General features: G+C 73.1%; 8 protein-coding genes. 7 read left to right on the plus strand and 1 reads right to left on the minus strand.

Features of this window, described 5'->3' with window-relative positions; translation table 11 throughout:
• The first annotated feature begins 333 nt into the window (after window positions 1-333).
• From LCE31_RS23015 to LCE31_RS23025, 3 genes are all read left to right on the plus strand, one after another.
• Window positions 334-909, plus strand: a complete 576-nt coding sequence (locus tag LCE31_RS23015; RefSeq protein WP_225017107.1) for a sigma-70 family RNA polymerase sigma factor — start codon at window positions 334-336, stop codon at window positions 907-909.
• Between the two features lie 277 nt (window positions 910-1,186).
• Complete coding sequence (gene guaB, locus LCE31_RS23020; RefSeq protein WP_225017109.1) at window positions 1,187-2,689, plus strand: IMP dehydrogenase; 1,503 nt, start codon at window positions 1,187-1,189, stop codon at window positions 2,687-2,689.
• Between the two features lie 126 nt (window positions 2,690-2,815).
• The gene (locus tag LCE31_RS23025) at window positions 2,816-3,940 is read left to right on the plus strand and encodes a GuaB3 family IMP dehydrogenase-related protein (protein ID WP_225017111.1); all 1,125 of its coding nucleotides are present in this window, start codon (window positions 2,816-2,818) and stop codon (window positions 3,938-3,940) included.
• 207 nt (window positions 3,941-4,147) lie between these two features.
• Here LCE31_RS23025 and LCE31_RS23030 read toward each other — a convergent pair whose 3' ends face one another.
• A complete protein-coding gene (locus LCE31_RS23030; protein WP_225017113.1) occupies window positions 4,148-5,416 on the minus strand; it encodes a nucleotide sugar dehydrogenase in 1,269 nt (422 codons plus the stop codon).
• A gap of 431 nt (window positions 5,417-5,847) precedes the next feature.
• Between LCE31_RS23030 and LCE31_RS23035 the strand changes: the two genes are divergently transcribed.
• The 4 genes from LCE31_RS23035 to LCE31_RS23055 all read left to right on the plus strand — a co-directional run bounded on the left by LCE31_RS23035 (window position 5,848) and on the right by LCE31_RS23055 (window position 15,857).
• Window positions 5,848-7,554 carry a glycerol-3-phosphate dehydrogenase/oxidase gene (locus LCE31_RS23035; RefSeq protein WP_225017114.1) on the plus strand — a complete coding sequence of 569 codons (1,707 nt, stop codon included), beginning with the start codon at window positions 5,848-5,850 and terminating at the stop codon, window positions 7,552-7,554.
• Window positions 7,555-7,832: 278 nt separating this feature from the next.
• Window positions 7,833-9,911: a serine/threonine-protein kinase gene (locus tag LCE31_RS23045; protein WP_225017117.1), complete on the plus strand. Its 2,079-nt coding sequence runs from the start codon at window positions 7,833-7,835 to the stop codon at window positions 9,909-9,911.
• A gap of 208 nt (window positions 9,912-10,119) precedes the next feature.
• Window positions 10,120-13,659, plus strand: coding sequence for a protein kinase (locus LCE31_RS23050; RefSeq protein WP_225017121.1), 3,540 nt, complete (start codon window positions 10,120-10,122; stop codon window positions 13,657-13,659).
• Between the two features lie 152 nt (window positions 13,660-13,811).
• Entirely contained in the window at window positions 13,812-15,857 is a 2,046-nt protein-coding gene (locus LCE31_RS23055) for a serine/threonine-protein kinase (protein WP_225017119.1), read from the plus strand.
• The last annotated feature ends 273 nt before the right edge of the window (window positions 15,858-16,130 follow it).

Raw genomic sequence — 16,130 nt, forward strand, 5'->3', positions numbered from 1 at the left:
CCGCCCCTCCGCCGGCCCTCGTGTCCGAGTCCCGCGTCCGGCCCGGGACGACCCCGCCCGGCCCGGTCCGCGCCTCGGAGCAGCGGATTCCCCGCGGGCGGTGCCGACGCGGCCGCGGCGGACCCCGGGGCGCGGCATCCGGGCGTACGCCCGTCGCATCTGTTTCCCGCGCGATGGCGCATCCTTGACTGTGTGGAGTTCCTCGGGAACGAGCCGGACGAGCGCGAGGGGAGGGCACAGGGGATGAGTTCCACCGCACCTGCTCATAACGCTTCGGTGCACAACGACAGACGCAGTGCCACGAATCAGAGTCCCCCAAGGCACCATGGACCGATGCGCGACGATGAGACGACGGTGATCGGTGCCCTCGTCCATCGCGCTGTGGATGGCGACGAGCAGGCGACGCACGACCTGCTGGCGCATGTCCACCCGCTCGCGCTCCGCTACTGCCGTACGCGTCTGAGCAGGCTGCCCGGTGATGCCCGCCACTTCGTCGAGGACCTCGCACAGGACGTGTGCGTGGCGGTGCTGATGGCCCTGCCGCGCTACCGCGACACGGGCAAGCCCTTCGAGGCATTCGTCTTCGCCATCGCGGGACACAAGGTCGCGGACCTGCAACGGGCCGCCATGCGGCATCCCGGTTCGACGGCCGTGCCGTCCGACGAGATGCCGGAACGCCCCGACGACTCACTGGGGCCCGAGGAGCGCGCGCTGCTCAGCAGCGACGCCGAGTGGGCCAAGAAGCTGCTCGCCAACCTCCCCGAGATGCAGCGTGAACTGCTGGTCCTGCGGGTCGCGGTGGGACTCACCGCCGAGGAGACGGGCCAGGTGCTCGGCATGTCGCCGGGTGCCGTACGTGTCGCACAGCACCGCGCGCTGAGCAGGCTCCGGGCCCTCGCCGAGCAGTGACCGCGCGCGGTCGCCGCGGACGCGACCGGGAACGTACCCGCGCCGTACGAGGAAGCCGCACCGGCGATGCGTGCCGGCCCGCACCCGCAGGAGCCGCACCCGCGGAAGCCGCACCCGCGGTGCGTGCCGGCCCGACGGGCGGGCAACCGCTCACCGTAGCGGGGTGGTGGCGTTCGGTGGGCCCGTTCCCGGCTGTTTCCACAGACGGAATCAGGCACCCCTCGAAGGCCGTTAGCATGGACATCCGCACCGATCAAGGCCATATGGGGAAGGTGTCATGACTGCGAACGTCGACGGAGTGCCTGGGAAATTCGCGACACTCGGGCTGACATACGACGACGTGCTGCTGCTGCCCGGCGCCTCCGAGGTGCTGCCGAACGAGGTGGACACCTCGTCCCTCGTCTCGCGCAACGTCCGGGTGAACATCCCCCTGCTGTCGGCGGCCATGGACAAGGTCACCGAGGCGCGCATGGCGATCTCGATGGCCCGCCAGGGCGGCGTGGGCGTGCTGCACCGGAATCTCTCCATCGCCGACCAGGCCAACCAGGTCGATCTGGTCAAGCGGTCCGAGTCCGGGATGGTCACGGACCCGATCACGGTGCGCCCGGACGCGACGCTCGGCGAGGCCGACGAGCTGTGTGCGAAGTTCCGCATCAGCGGCGTGCCGGTGACGGACGCGAGCGGCAAGCTGCTCGGCATCGTCACCAACCGGGACATGGCCTTCGAGTCGGACCGCCGCCGCCAGGTGCGCGAGGTCATGACACCCATGCCGCTGGTCACGGGCAAGGTCGGCATCTCCGGCGTCGACGCGATGGCGCTGCTGCACCGCCACAAGATCGAGAAGCTTCCCCTCGTCGACGACGAGGGCGTGCTCAAGGGCCTCATCACGGTCAAGGACTTCGTCAAGGCCGAGCAGTACCCGAACGCGGCGAAGGACGCCGAGGGCCGTTTGCTCGTGGGCGCCGCCGTGGGTGCGGGCCAGGAGGCGATGGACCGCGCGCAGGCGCTGGTGGAGGCCGGTGTCGACTTCCTCGTGGTGGACACGTCGCACGGGCACAACAGCAACGCGCTGAGCTGGATGGCGAAGATCAAGTCGACCGTCCCTGTGGACGTCATCGGGGGCAACGTCGCGACGGCCGACGGCGCGAAGGCGCTGCTCGACGCCGGTGTGGACGGCGTGAAGGTGGGGGTGGGGCCCGGTTCCATCTGCACCACGCGCGTCGTCGCCGGAATCGGCGTACCGCAGGTCACGGCGATCTACGAGGCGGCGACGGTCTGCCTCGACGCGGGCGTGCCGGTCATCGGTGACGGCGGCCTCCAGTACTCGGGCGACATCGGCAAGGCGCTCGCCGCCGGTGCCAGCACCGTGATGCTGGGCAGCCTGCTCGCCGGCTGCGAGGAGTCGCCCGGCGAGCTCCAGTTCATCAACGGCAAGCAGTTCAAGTCGTACCGCGGCATGGGCTCGCTCGGCGCGATGCAGTCGCGCGGCCAGGGCCGCTCGTACTCGAAGGACCGCTACTTCCAGGCCGACGTGTCGGCAGACGACAAACTCGTCCCCGAGGGCATCGAGGGCCAGGTCCCGTACCGGGGTCCGCTCTCCGCGGTGCTGCACCAGCTCGTCGGCGGCCTGCGCCAGACGATGGGGTACGTGGGAGCCGCGTCCGTCGACGAGATGGAGCGCAAGGGCCGCTTCGTCCGGATCACGGCGGCCGGTCTCAAGGAGAGCCACCCGCACGACATCCAGATGACCGTGGAAGCGCCCAACTACAGCTCCCGCTGAGCGGCCGGGCGGCGAAGCGCCGGTGCGAGGGGCGGTGTCCTGCGACGGGGCCCGCCCCTGAGCCGTGCCCTGAGCAGCCGCTCGGGGATACTTGGGGGCGGCAGACGTAGAGGGAAAGGCCACATCGTGACTGAGATCGAGATCGGGCGCGGCAAGCGCGGACGCAGGGCGTACGCGTTCGACGACATCGCCGTCGTCCCCAGCCGGCGCACGCGGGACCCCAAGGAGGTCTCGATCGCGTGGCAGATCGACGCCTACCGGTTCGAGCTGCCGTTCCTCGCCGCACCGATGGACTCGGTGGTCTCCCCGGAGACCGCGATCCGCATCGGTGAGTTCGGCGGCCTCGGCGTGCTCAACCTCGAAGGGCTGTGGACCCGGTACGAGGACCCGCGGCCGCTGCTCGACGAGATCGCGGACCTCGAGGAGTCCACGGCCAACCGCCGCCTCCAGGAGATCTACGCCGCTCCCATCAAGGAGGAGCTGATCGGGCAGCGCATCAAGGAGGTGCGCGACTCGGGCGTGGTCACCGCGGCCGCGCTCTCGCCCCAGCGCACCGCCCAGTTCTCCAAGGCCGTGGTCGACGCGGGCGTGGACATCTTCGTGATCCGCGGCACGACGGTCTCCGCCGAGCATGTGTCGAGCGCGGCCGAGCCGCTCAACCTGAAGCAGTTCATCTACGAGCTGGACGTGCCGGTCATCGTCGGCGGCTGCGCCACCTACACGGCGGCGCTGCACCTGATGCGTACGGGGGCGGCCGGTGTGCTCGTCGGTTTCGGCGGCGGCGCCGCGCACACCACCCGCAACGTGCTGGGCATCCAGGTCCCGATGGCGACGGCTGTCGCGGACGTGGCCGCGGCCCGCCGCGACTACATGGACGAGTCCGGCGGCCGCTACGTGCACGTGATCGCGGACGGCGGTGTGGGCTGGTCGGGCGACCTGTCGAAGGCCATCGCCTGCGGCGCCGACTCGGTGATGATCGGGTCGCCGCTCGCGCGCGCGTCGGACGCGCCGGGCAAGGGCCGCCACTGGGGCATGGAGGCCGTCCACGAGGACGTGCCGCGCGGCAAGCTCGTCGACCTCGGCATGGTCGGCACCATGGAGGAGGTCCTCACCGGGCCGTCCCGTTTCCCCGACGGCTCGATGAACTTCTTCGGCGCCCTGCGCCGCGCCATGGCGACCACCGGCTACAGCGAGCTCAAGGAGTTCCAGCGGGTCGAGGTCACGGTCGCGGACTCGCAGCACAAGCGCTGAGACAGGGGCCACCCGGCGGGACAGACGGGACGGCTGGAACGCCCGGGACGCCCGGAACAGGCGAGTCGGCCGAGACGCCCGGAACAGGCGAGACGGCCGAGACGCCCGGAACAGTTGGATCAGCCGAATAGCCGAATAGCCGAATAGCCGAATAGCCGGAACGCCAGGACCGCGGCCGTCCTGGCGTTCCGTCGTCGCGGGCGGAGCTCAGAGCCGGTACGCCGCCCCCGCAGGGCTCGCGCCCCGGGTGTCGAGGAGCAACTGCGCCTTGACCGCCAGGCCCTGGAGGTCGTAGGTGCGGTGGTGCTGGAGCAGCACCGTCAGATCGGCGTCGGAGGCCGCGTCGTACAACGACTCCGCCCGGGGTACGGGCAGCCCGCGCACGCCCCACTCCGAGACGTACGGGTCGTGGTAGCTGACGGTCGCGCCGAGGTCCATCAGGCGGCCGGCGATCTCGGTCGCGGGCGACGCCTCCTGGTCGGCCAGGTCCTGCTTGTAGGTGACACCGAGCAGCAGCACGCGCGCGCCCCGCGCCGATTTGCCGTGCTCGTTGAGGAGCGTGGCGCAGCGCTGAATCACGTACTGCGGCATGCGGCCGTTGATCTCCTGCGCGAGGCCCACCATGCGCAGCGGGTGCGGGTGGCCGGGTGCGCGGCCGGTGTGCGGGAGGTAGCCGGGGTCGATCGGCACGCCGTGGCCGCCGACGCCGGGTCCTGGCCGGAACGCCTGGAAGCCGAACGGCTTGGTCTCGGCGCAGCGGATGACGTCCCACAGGTCGACACCGAGGTCGTGGCAGAGGATCGCCATCTCGTTGACGAGCGCGATGTTCACGTGCCGGAAGTTCGTTTCCAGCAGCTTGACCGTCTCGGCCTCGCGCGGTCCGCGGGCGCGGACGACCTTCTCGGTGAGGCGTCCGTAGAAGGCCGCCGCCGACTCGGTGCAGGCCGGGGTGAGCCCGCCGATCACCTTGGGAGTGTTGGGGATGCCGTGGGTGCGGCTGCCCGGGTCGAGGCGGCCGGGGGAGTACGCGAGGTGGAAGTCGCGCCCGGCGCGCAGCCCCGAGCCCTCTTCGAGGAGGTCCCGCAGGAAGCCCTCGGTGGTGCCGGGCGCCACCGGTGACTCCAGCAGCACCGTCGTGTGCGGGCGCAGTCGCGCGGCCAGGGCGCGTGCGGCCTCCCCGACGGCGGACAGGTCGGGCGTGCGGTCGGCGCCGAGTGGCGCGGGCGCGCAGATGACGGCGGTACGGCCCCGGCCGAGCGCGGCCGGGTCCGTGGTGGGGCGGAAGCCGCCCGACAGCATGCGGCGTGCCTCGGCCGCGGTCAGCGCGCCCTCGGCGGGCGTGTGGCCTGCGGTGAGCTGCGCGACCGGACGCGGGTCGGTGTCGAATCCGACGGTGGCGATCCCGGCGGACACGGCGGCGCGTGCGAGCGGCAGGCCGAGGTGGCCGAGTCCGACGACGGCGAGGTCTGCGGGCATGGCGGCGGCCGTCCTTCCCTGATGCGGAGTGGACTGTGGGCGCCTGCCGGGGTGCGGGCGGCGGGCGGAGGCCGGGCACGCCCGCGCTGGTACGCGCGCTGCACGGCGGCCCCGACGCACGCAGCGGTCAGGCGCACTGTCAGACTAGGCGTAAATATGACCGATATGTCGTATTGCGGGATCTCGCAAGTCGGCGTGTTGTCGCAGGTGGGGGCGGGTTCATCCGGATGCATTGAGGCGCGTGGCCGGGGCAGGCGGTCGGAGCGGGGGGCGATTCAGGACGGGCCCGGCCACGGGAGTGTGACGGAGTTGTCCACACGCACGGCGGTTGTCCACAGGCGGCGCCCTCGGCAGTGGCCGAAGCGGGCGGGGCCGGACAGAATCGGAGGCGTGAGGTGGGGTTGACCGGTTCGGAGCGTCGGGAGGCAGCGGTGAGGACAGCGACACTGGGACCCGCGGAGCGCGAGCAGGCGCTGGCGGCGATGGCCGAGCGGGAGCTGGACGTGCTGGTGGTCGGTGGGGGCGTGGTCGGCGCCGGCACCGCTCTCGACGCGGTGACGCGCGGTCTCGCGACGGGCCTCGTCGAGGCGCGGGACTGGGCCTCCGGCACGTCGAGCCGCTCGAGCAAGCTCATCCACGGCGGGCTGCGCTATCTGGAGATGCTGGACTTCGGGCTGGTGCGCGAGGCGCTGAAGGAGCGCGGGCTGCTGCTCCAGAAGCTCGCGCCGCACCTCGTAAAGCCGGTCCCGTTCCTCTATCCGCTCCAGCACAAGGGCTGGGAGCGGCTGTACGCGGGCTCGGGCGTCGCGATGTACGACGCGATGTCGGTCTCCTCCGGCCATGGCAGGGGCCTTCCCGCGCACCGTCACCTGACGCGGCGCCACGCGCTGCGGGTCGCGCCGTGCCTCAGGAAGGACGCGCTGGTGGGCGCCCTTCAGTACTACGACGCGCAGATGGACGACGCGCGCTATGTGGCCACGCTGGTGCGCACGGCGGCGAGTTACGGCGCGCATGTCGCGGCCGGGGCGCGCGTGGTCGGCTTCCTGCGGGAGGGCGAGCGGGTGGTCGGCGCCCGGGTGCAGGACGTGGAAGCCGGCGGGGAGTACGAGATCCGGGCGAAGCAGGTGGTCAACGCGACGGGCGTGTGGACGGACGACACGCAGGGGCTGATCGCGGAGCGCGGCCAGTTCCACGTGCGCGCCTCGAAGGGCATCCACCTCGTGGTGCCGAAGGACCGTATCCACTCGGCGACGGGCCTGATCCTGCGCACGGAGAAGTCCGTCCTGTTCGTGATCCCGTGGGGCCGGCACTGGATCGTCGGCACCACGGACACCGACTGGGACCTGGACAAGGCCCACCCGGCGGCGTCAAGCGCCGACATCGACTACCTGCTCGAGCACGTCAACCGGGTCCTCGCGGTGCCGCTGACGCGGGACGACGTCGAGGGCGTGTACGCGGGGCTGCGCCCCCTGCTGGCCGGGGAGTCCGACGCGACGAGCAAGCTCTCGCGCGAGCACACCGTGGCCCACCCGGTGCCCGGCATGGTCGTCGTCGCGGGCGGCAAGTACACGACGTACCGCGTGATGGCGAAGGACGCGGTGGACGAGGCGGTGCACGGTCTCGACCAGCGGGTCGCCGCGTGCGTCACGGAGGACGTGCCGCTGCTGGGGGCCGAGGGCTACCACGCCCTGTGGAACGCGCGCGCCAGGACCGCCGCGCGGGCCGGGCTCCATGTGGCGCGTGTGGAGCACCTGTTGAACCGCTACGGCACGCTCACCGAGGAACTCCTCGACCTGATCGCGGCGGACCCCTCGCTCGGCGAGCCGCTCGCCGCTGCCGACGACTACCTGCGCGCGGAGATCGTCTACGCGGCGTCGCACGAGGGCGCGCGCCACCTGGACGACGTGCTCACGCGCCGTACGCGCATATCGATCGAGACGTTCGACCGGGGGACGCTGAGCGCGCGGGAGTGCGCGGAGCTGATGGCGCCCGTTCTCGGCTGGGACCGCGACCAGGTGGACCGGGAGGTGCGGCACTACGAGAAGAGGGGCGCAGGGGAGCGGGAGTCGCAGCGCCGGCACGACGACCTGACGGCAGACGCGGCGCGCCTCGGCGCCCCGGAGATCGTGCCGCTCTGACGCCGGTTCGCGGCGGCACGACAGGGGCCGGGGCCCCGGGGCCGGCCGGCATCGGCGGCGGGCAGGGGCGTCCGCACGCTGAGGCCGTCCGAGGGGCGGGGAAGTGGGATGGTGGGGGCTGAGGTTGCCCACGGGGCGGTTGCGCCGGGCACATGCCCCCGTCCCGCGCTGGGGAGCGGACGCCTGCGCTACCTTCGACCCGAGGAGAGCCGGGGTCGCCGGGTGGGGGACAATGGAGCCTCTGCCAGGGCGCGTTACGGGAATCGCAGAGGGGACGCATGTCGGAGGCTGAGCAGCCGCAGAGCGCGGCGCAGGACCGCCAACGGGACGAACCCCAACGGGACGAATCCCGGCGGGAAGAGGGGAAGAAGCCGGAGCGGGACGCGCAGGACACGCAGGAAGCCCGGCTGCTGGCCGGCCGCTACCGGCTGAACGGCGTGCTCGGGCGCGGCGGCATGGGCACCGTCTGGCGCGCCCTGGACGAAATGCTCGGCCGTACGGTCGCGGTGAAGGAGCTTCGGTTCCCCACCAGCATCGACGAGGACGAGAAGCGGCGGCTCATCACGCGCACGCTCCGCGAGGCCAAGGCGATCGCCCGTATCCGCAACAGCGGCGCGGTCACCGTCTTCGACGTGGTGGACGAGGACGACCGGCCCTGGATCGTGATGGAGCTCATCGAGGGCAAGTCCCTCGCCGAGGTCATCCGTGAGGACGGCGTGCTCACGCCGCGCCGCGCCGCCGAGGTCGGCCTCGCCGTCCTCGACGTGCTGCGCCAGGCCCACCTCCAGGGCATCCTGCACCGCGACGTGAAGCCGTCGAACGTCCTGATCGCCGAGGAAGGCCGCGTCGTCCTCACCGACTTCGGCATCGCGCAGGTCGAGGGCGACCCGTCGGTGACGTCGACCGGCATGCTCGTCGGCGCGCCCTCGTACATCTCGCCCGAGCGCGCCCGCGGCCACAAGCCTGGGCCCGCGGCCGACCTCTGGTCGCTCGGCGGACTGCTGTACGCGGCGGTCGAGGGCACCCCGCCGTACGACAAGGGCTCCGCCATCGCGACCCTCACCGCCGTGATGACCGAGTCCGTCGAGCCGCCCCGGCACGCGGGCCCGCTGACGGAGGTCATCTACGGCCTGCTCGCGAAGGACCCCGAACAGCGCCTCGACGACGCCCGTACGCGCGCCCTGCTGCTGCGGGTCGTCAACGCGCCCGACGCGCCGGAGAAGAAGCCCGAACCCCCCGCCGACATGGAGTCGACCCGCGCCGTCCCCATGGTCGCGCTCCCCGAGGCGCCGCCCGCTCCCGCCCTCGCCAAGGCGAAGTCCGAGGGGATCGTGCGGCCGTCGAAGGCGGTGAAGTCCGCGAAGTCAGCGTGGGCCGCCGCCCGGGCCGCGAAGCCGACTGCCGCGTCCCGCGCCGCCGGGTCCGGGGCCGCCGGATCTCCGACTGCGGGGTCCCAGGCTTCCGGGTCGCCGGCGGCCGCATCCGCCACGCGCCCCACCGCCGCGATGGCGTCCGTCGCCGCGTCTCCGGCCCGGGGCGTGGCGCCGGTGTCGTCGGGGTCGTCCCGTGGCGTGCCGCCGCGCGCGCCGCTCTCGGACGTCGTCCCGCGCAGGACCATGGTGATCATCGCCGGTGTGGTGGCACTGATCGTGATAGGCGTCGTGCTCGCCCTCGCGCTCGGCGGAGGGGACGACGGCAAGACCCAGGGCGCGGGCAAGCCTCAACGGGGCGCCACGGCCGGTGCGAAGGGCGGCGACTCCTCCGCCGCCGCCCCGCAGACGGCGAAGACGCGGTCGGCCTCCCCCTCCTCGTCGGCGTCCGGGAGCCGGGCGTCGGCCGGGACCTCCGGGTCCGGCGCCGGTAAGGCGTCCCCGAGCGGCGGCGCGAGCGGATCGGGGGTCCTCGCCGGTTTCACCACCGTGTCCGACAAGCAGTTCCGGTTCTCCATGGCCATGCCGAAGGGTTTCCACAAGACGGGCACGGCCGGGCAGAGTTCGGGCGGGATATTCAGCGCGCACGGCGGCTTCCCGCGCATTCAGGTCGATTTCACCGGCAGCCCCACGCAGAACGCCGTGGTCGCCTGGACGCAGTTGCAGCCCGCCGTCCGCGGCAGCAGCAGTCACTACAAGCTCGTCGGCATCAAGAAAGCCGACTACAAGGGCTACCCGACCGTCGCCGACTGGCAGTTCGAGCGGGAGCAGAGCGGGCAGCGGATCACCGTTCTCGACCGCGGATTCCGCATCGACTCCAAGCACGGCTATTCGATAATGATCAGTTGTCCGTCCAGTGGATGGAACGGAAAGGAGTGCACCGCGCTCCGCGACACCGCGTTCGACACGTTCAAGCCGAGCATGTAGAGGGTTTCGGCCAGAGGATCTTCCCCGACTATTACGGAAGGTAACCCTCCATATTCTGTTGCCGGGACGGGCGGCGCGTTCGCACGCGAACACGTATGGTAAGAGGCCGCGGACCGTACGCAGTCGCAAGAGGCCGGAATGCGACCGGAATTGACGACCTCGTGCAAGCGGAGGAACGGGTCCGGCCGACGGGCCGTGGGGAGGCATGGTGGAGGACTACGCGGGACGGGTGCTGGCCGACCGCTATCGCCTGCCGTTGCCGCCGGACGACGCCTACGACGTCGTCGAGACACGGGCCTTCGACATGTACAGCGGCCAGGAAGTCCTCGTCCGGCAGGTGTTGCTGCCGGAGGTCGTGGAGGCCGAGGTGGTCGGGCCCGACGGCAGCGCCGTGCCCTACGCGTCGACCGGCGGTCAGCAGGCGCAGCGCGGCCCCGCCGACCCGGCCGTGCGCAGGGCCATCGAGGCGGCGCAGAGCGCGGCGCAGGTCCCGGACCACCCGCGGCTCGACCAGGTCTTCGACGTGTTCGCCGAGGCCGGATCGCTGTGGATAGTCAGTGAACTGGTCGCGGCGAGGCCGCTGGCCGCGCTGATCGCGGAGCGCCCGCTCAGCCCGTACCGGGCGGCCGAGATCGCGTCCGATCTGCTCACCGCCGTGCGCGTGCTGCACGGCCACGGCTGGGTCCACCGGAACATCACCGTCCGTACGGTGCTGGTCTGCGACGACGGCCGCGTGGTGCTCACCGGCCTGGCCGCCGGAGCCGCGGAAGAGGCCCTGTGCGGCTACGCGCCGGTCCCCGAGCCTCCCGGAGCCGGGTACCCCGGCGACGCGCCGGAGCCGCGGGGCGTCCCGGACCCCGCCGCCGCGCCGGGGCGCGACCAGGGGCGGGCGCCCGCCCTTGAGCAGGACCCCGACGAGGGGCCGGAGCGTGAGGGTCTTGAGCGCGCCGAGCCCGCGCCGCCTCAGGCGCCCGGCTACGAACTGCCCCGCGCCCCGTACGAGACCTACGCGGGGCCGTACGAAGCGCCGCGCTCGGAGCCGTACGCGCCGGGTGGCGCGGAGCGGGCGGACGGTCCGTCCACCGCGGGTGTGCCCGCTCCGCAGGGGCACGCCGCGTTCGGCGGCGAGAGCCCGTACGGCTCCTCCTCCGGTACGTCCGGCGCGCTGCCCAGGCCGCCGCGCCAGCAGAGCACACCCGGTGTCCCCGCGCCGTACGGAGGCCCCAACGCCCAACCGGCGCTGCCCTCGGCCAACAGCGCCTCCGAGGCGGTACGGGCGGCGCGCGCGGGCGCCATCGCCGCCTACCGCGCGGGCGCGCGGGCCGCCGCGCGCGCCTCCGAGGAGGAGCACGCGCAGGGGCCCGCCGCGCGCCAGGAGGAACAGCAGCGCAGCGAACAGCACATGGAGCCTCAGCGGCCCCCGGAGTCTCAGCAGGGCCCTGGATCTCAGCCTCAGGGCGAGCAGACCCAGGGGCGGCACGAGGGGGAGGGGCCGGCGGAGCCGGACCAGCAACACGAAGAGCGGGAGCGGCAGCGCCGCGCGCACCAGGACCCGGAACCCGAGTGGTGGAGCCTGCCTCCGTCCGGCTTCGGCGACCCCGACGGCGACTCCGAGGCCGACGGGGAGGACGGCGACGACGGCGACGACGGGGGCCCGGCGTCGCCCTACCGCGCCCGCCTGGCCGGGACCTGGCGGGACGGTCCCGCTCCCTGGAACGACTCCTCGGGGCAGGTGCCCGCGGGCGGAGGCGGCGGCCGGGGCGGCGAGCGCCCCCGTACGCCCGCCCTGCCCGCCGGGTTCACGCCCGCGAACGGCGGCAGGACCGACGCGTTCCGCGCCGACGCCCAGCGCTCCCACGGCCACGACGAGGAGCGACAGCGCGAGCAGGAGTGGCGGCGCCCCGAGCGCAACGAGCGCAACGAGCTCCCCGGGGCCGCCGGTCCGTCCGCTCTCGGCCGGTGGGGTGAGGACGTTCCCGCCGGGGCCCTCGTCCCCGGCTACGGCGGCGGCCCGGCCACGCCGCTCGCCGCCGAGCGGGCGCGCCAGGCGAGGATCGCCGTCGTGGGGGCCGTCACCGAACGCTGGTCGCCCGAGCAGGCCGGGCCCGTCCATGAGAACTGGCAGCTGGCGGCGCCGATCGGACCCGCCACCGACCTGTGGGCGCTCGGCGCGCTCCTCTACCGCGCGGTCCAGGGGTACGCGCCGTACCCCGAGGACAGCGCGGCCGAACTCGTCCAGCTCGTCTGCTCGGAGCCGCCCGCGTTCGCCGAGGAGTGCGGCCCGCTGCGGCCGGTCGTCGAGTCGCTGCTGCGTCAGGACCCGATGGAGCGGCCCGACTTCGAGGAGCTGCGCGGCTGGCTGCGTTCCCTCGTACGCTCCGCGCCCGAGCCCGACGCGGGCCAGGACCTGGTGTCGGTGCCGACGGTCGACGGCAGGCTGCCCATCAAGCGCCGCAAGGGCGAGCTGGTCCGCAAGCGGCGCTTCTGGGGCCGGGGCAGGGCCGCGGACCGGGACGCGACCAAGCACCGGCACAAGCGCGGGAGGGACGGCGCGGACAGCGGGGGCGCCCGCGGTGGCAGCGCCGCCGGTCCGTACGCGTATGCCGAGCCGGCGTCCGTACGGGACCGGGGCCTCGATCTGCCGCTGCCCCCGGGGCCGGGCCCGGCGCGTACCGGCCCGTCCTGGGCCGGGGAGCCGGAAGGGGCCGCTCCGTACGGCGGCGAGAGCCGCGCGAGCGACATCGCGGGCACCGACGCTCCGGACCGCACGGAGCGTATGGACCGCACGGAGCGTATGGACAGTGTGGGCGCCGCCGCGTCGGACTACGGGGAACGAGGCCTGAGCGCCGACCTCTTCGAGCACGCGAGCGGCGAACTGTACGAGGGCACGGGCCGGCCGGGACGCCGCCCCAAGGCGTCCAAGGCACCCAGAGCATCCAAGGCGGCCAGAGCGTCCAAGGCGTCCAGGGGGTCCGCGAACGGCCGGAGGCCCCGGTCGCTGGGCCGTACGCTGCTGATCGTGATCCTGCTGGTGCTCGTCGGCGCGATCGTCTACGCGATGCTCTTCCTGCCGAAGTCCGGTGACACCAAGGGCCAGAGCGTCCGGGAGGTCCAGGGGGGTTCGTCCGCCGCGCCGGCCGCGACCGGTTCGGCGGACTCCGGGTCGGGGCCGTCGTCCGGCACCGGCTCCGGCGCGCCGTCAGGCAGGGCGAGCGGGAACACGGGCGGCAGCGGGAACGCGGGCGAGGGCGCTTCCACCGCGCCGACGGTCGCCGCGGGCTCGGGGGCGCACCTCGCGAAGGGCTACGTACTCCGCAAGGACCCCGAGGGCTTCCAGATCGCGGTCCGGCAGGACTGGCAGCGCCGCCCGATGAACGACAGCGGCCAGGTCCGCTATGTGAGCGGCGACTTCAGTCTGATCGTCGTTCCCGGCCGGGACACCGTGGCGGCCGACGGCTCCGATCCGCTCGCCTACCAGAGCGACAAGGAACCCGAACTCCAGCCCTTCCGCTCCTCGACCTGGGCGAGCGCGTCCGGGCTGCGCAGGATCGACGTGGGCCAACAGGCCATGGCCGAGGGCCAGTACACCTGGCAGGACAGCAACGGCCGTACGGTGTACGTGCGGAACCTCGCCATGATCCTCGGCGGCCGGTACCACGTCGTCCAGGTCATCGGCCCGGACAGCCAGCGCGACGAGGTCAGCGAGATCTACCAGCAGGCGACGGCCTCCTACAAGGCCACGCGCTGACAGAGGTGTTGACGGGCCGTAGGGCCCTGTCCACAGTCGGTGCCGACCGCGGGAGTCCAGGGAGTCACAGTGCTGTCTCAGGCGGTCCCGGTGTTCCGCACCGTCAGGAATCCTCCGTAACCTGTGGTGGCGCAACGACCAGGGCGGGGTAAGTGGACGATTCACAGAGCACGGGCGCGGGGATGCTCCTCGCCGCCCGCTACCGGCTCACCGAGGCGATAGGCCGCGGCGGGATGGGCCGGGTGTGGCGGGCGCAGGACGAACTGCTGCACCGTACGGTCGCCGTCAAGGAACTGACGGCCGGCATGTACGCGACGGAGGCGGAGCGTGCGGTGCTGCACGGCCGCACCAGAACCGAGGCGCGGGCCGCGGCCCGTATCACCCATCCGAACGTCGTCACCGTGCACGACGTCCTGGAGCACGACGGCAGACCCTGGATCGTCATGCAGTACGTGGACGGCCGTTCGCTGTCCGACCTGGTCAAGGAGTCCGGTCCGGTCGAGGGCCGGGAGGCGGCCAGGATCGGGCTGGGCGTGCTCGGCGCCCTGCGGGCCGCGCACGCGGCAGGGGTGCTGCACCGGGACGTCAAGCCGGCCAATGTGATGCTGGCGCGCGACGGGCAGGTGCTCCTCGCGGACTTCGGCATAGCCGCCGTCGAGGGCGACACCTCCGTGACCAGGACGGGCGAACTCATAGGCTCCGTCGAGTATCTGGCGCCGGAACGGGTACGGGGCGGCGCCCCGGGCCCCGGCACAGACCTGTGGTCCCTCGGCGCCACGCTGTACACCGCTGTCCAGGGCGTCTCGCCGTACTACCGCGAGAGCGCCCTTTCCACTCTCCAGGCGGTGGTCGTGGACGACGCGCCGTATCCGTCCGGGGGCGGGGAACTCGGGCCCGTGATCGTCGCGATGTTGCAGCGGGAGCCGGAGGCGCGGCCCGACGCCGACGCGAGCGCGCACCTGCTGACCGAGGTCGCGGCGGGCCGGCGGGCGGACACCAGCGCGTACCCGGCCGACGGGTTCACCGCGCCCAAGACCTTGGACAGAACAGTGCGGGACACGTCGTACGCCGCGTCGCCGGACGCCCAGTACGGCATGTCGCCCGACGCCCGGTACGGCACGTCGTACGGGTCCTCCCACGGTTCGTCCTATGGCTCTTCCTACGGCACGTCGTACGGGTCCCACGCAGCGGCCTCGTCCCCTTCCTCCTCCCCGGCCGCGTCTCCGTCCCTGCAGCCGCCACCGCCCCCGCCCGCGTCCGCGTCCCTTACGCAGGACGGGACGCACGTCCGGGCCCTCCCCCAGCAGGGGGAGACGCCTCGGCCCCCCGCGCACCAGGGCGGGGCAGGGGCGTACGGCGCGCCGGGCCCTTACGGTCCCGCCGCGGGCGACGCACCGACCCGGGGGGTGTCGCGCGGTGGAGGTTCCGGCCGCAAGCGGTCCCGCCGGCGCACGGTCGTACTGTCCGTCGTCGCGGCGGTCCTGGTCGGCGGCGGGATCGGCTACGGAGCCACGCAGTTCGGAAGTGGCGACGGCGGCGGCCACGGAGTCGCTGGTTCCGGTAGCGGGGCGCGGCAGGCCGGCGGATCGACGGTGGACCCCACGCAGCGCGGTTCCGACGGCACCGGCAGTGCACGTGGTGGAAGCGGCGGAAAGGGCGACGGCGGCGGGAGCAGCCGGCCGTCGGGCCAGAGCCTGCCCGCGGGTTGGAAGCGCGTCGTAGCGCCCGAGGGGTTCAGCCTCTGGCTGCCCAAGGGGTACGTGCGTGTGCAGGGCGGCAGCACCATCGACTACAGCCCGGACGACGACAAGCACTTCGTCCGGATCAGCATCGACACGCAGCCCGACTTCCCGACCCCGCTCGACCACCTCAAGAACCTGGAGGGCTCGGGCGGCAAGGTCGGCGGGCTGCCCGGCTACCACAAGATCATGATGGGCCCCGACACCTACCGGGACCAGAAGCTCGCCGCGCGCTGGAAGTTCACCTGGGACCAGTCCGCGAGCCAGGGTGTGCCGGGCCCGCGTACGGCCGCGGATCTCATGTACGTGGACGGCGATACGGGCGCCGAGTACGCCCTGTACATGTCGGGACCCACGTCGGACTGGACCGACGCGGCGTTCTCCACGGTCCTGCGCGGCTGGCAGCCCCCGCCGGACCCGGGTGCCGGAGGTGACAGCTCGCCCGACCCGGTCGGGTGACCCGGCCGCCGCGTTCGTGCCACCGTTCGCTGGCAACATTGTGAGCGGGGGGTGAAGAAGGTTACCGCCGGGTACCCAAAGCGGTCGCCGCGGAATACCCTCGCGGCATGACGGACTCAGAGTCGACGAAGTCAGCGGCGGCCGCCGAACGGGCCGAAGCCGCGCCGGAAGGCGCCCAGGCGGAGGACGCCGCGGCCTCCACCGCCGCCACGGCCGCCGGGGTTACGGCCCCCGCGGGCGGCGCGCCGGGCGCCACCGGCACCAACCCGGTGG

Origin of the sequence: Streptomyces sp. 8L (assembly GCF_020176795.1) — a bacterium.
Taxonomy (GTDB): domain Bacteria; phylum Actinomycetota; class Actinomycetes; order Streptomycetales; family Streptomycetaceae; genus Streptomyces.

Coding starts and splice junctions, on each gene's coding strand:
- guaB (WP_225017109.1), top strand. CDS start 1,187: ATGACTGCGAACGTCGACGGAGTGCCTGGGAAATTCGCGACACTCGGG.
- LCE31_RS23045 (WP_225017117.1), top strand. CDS start 7,833: ATGTCGGAGGCTGAGCAGCCGCAGAGCGCGGCGCAGGACCGCCAACGG.
- LCE31_RS23015 (WP_225017107.1), top strand. CDS start 334: ATGCGCGACGATGAGACGACGGTGATCGGTGCCCTCGTCCATCGCGCT.
- LCE31_RS23030 (WP_225017113.1), bottom strand. CDS start 5,416: ATGCCCGCAGACCTCGCCGTCGTCGGACTCGGCCACCTCGGCCTGCCG.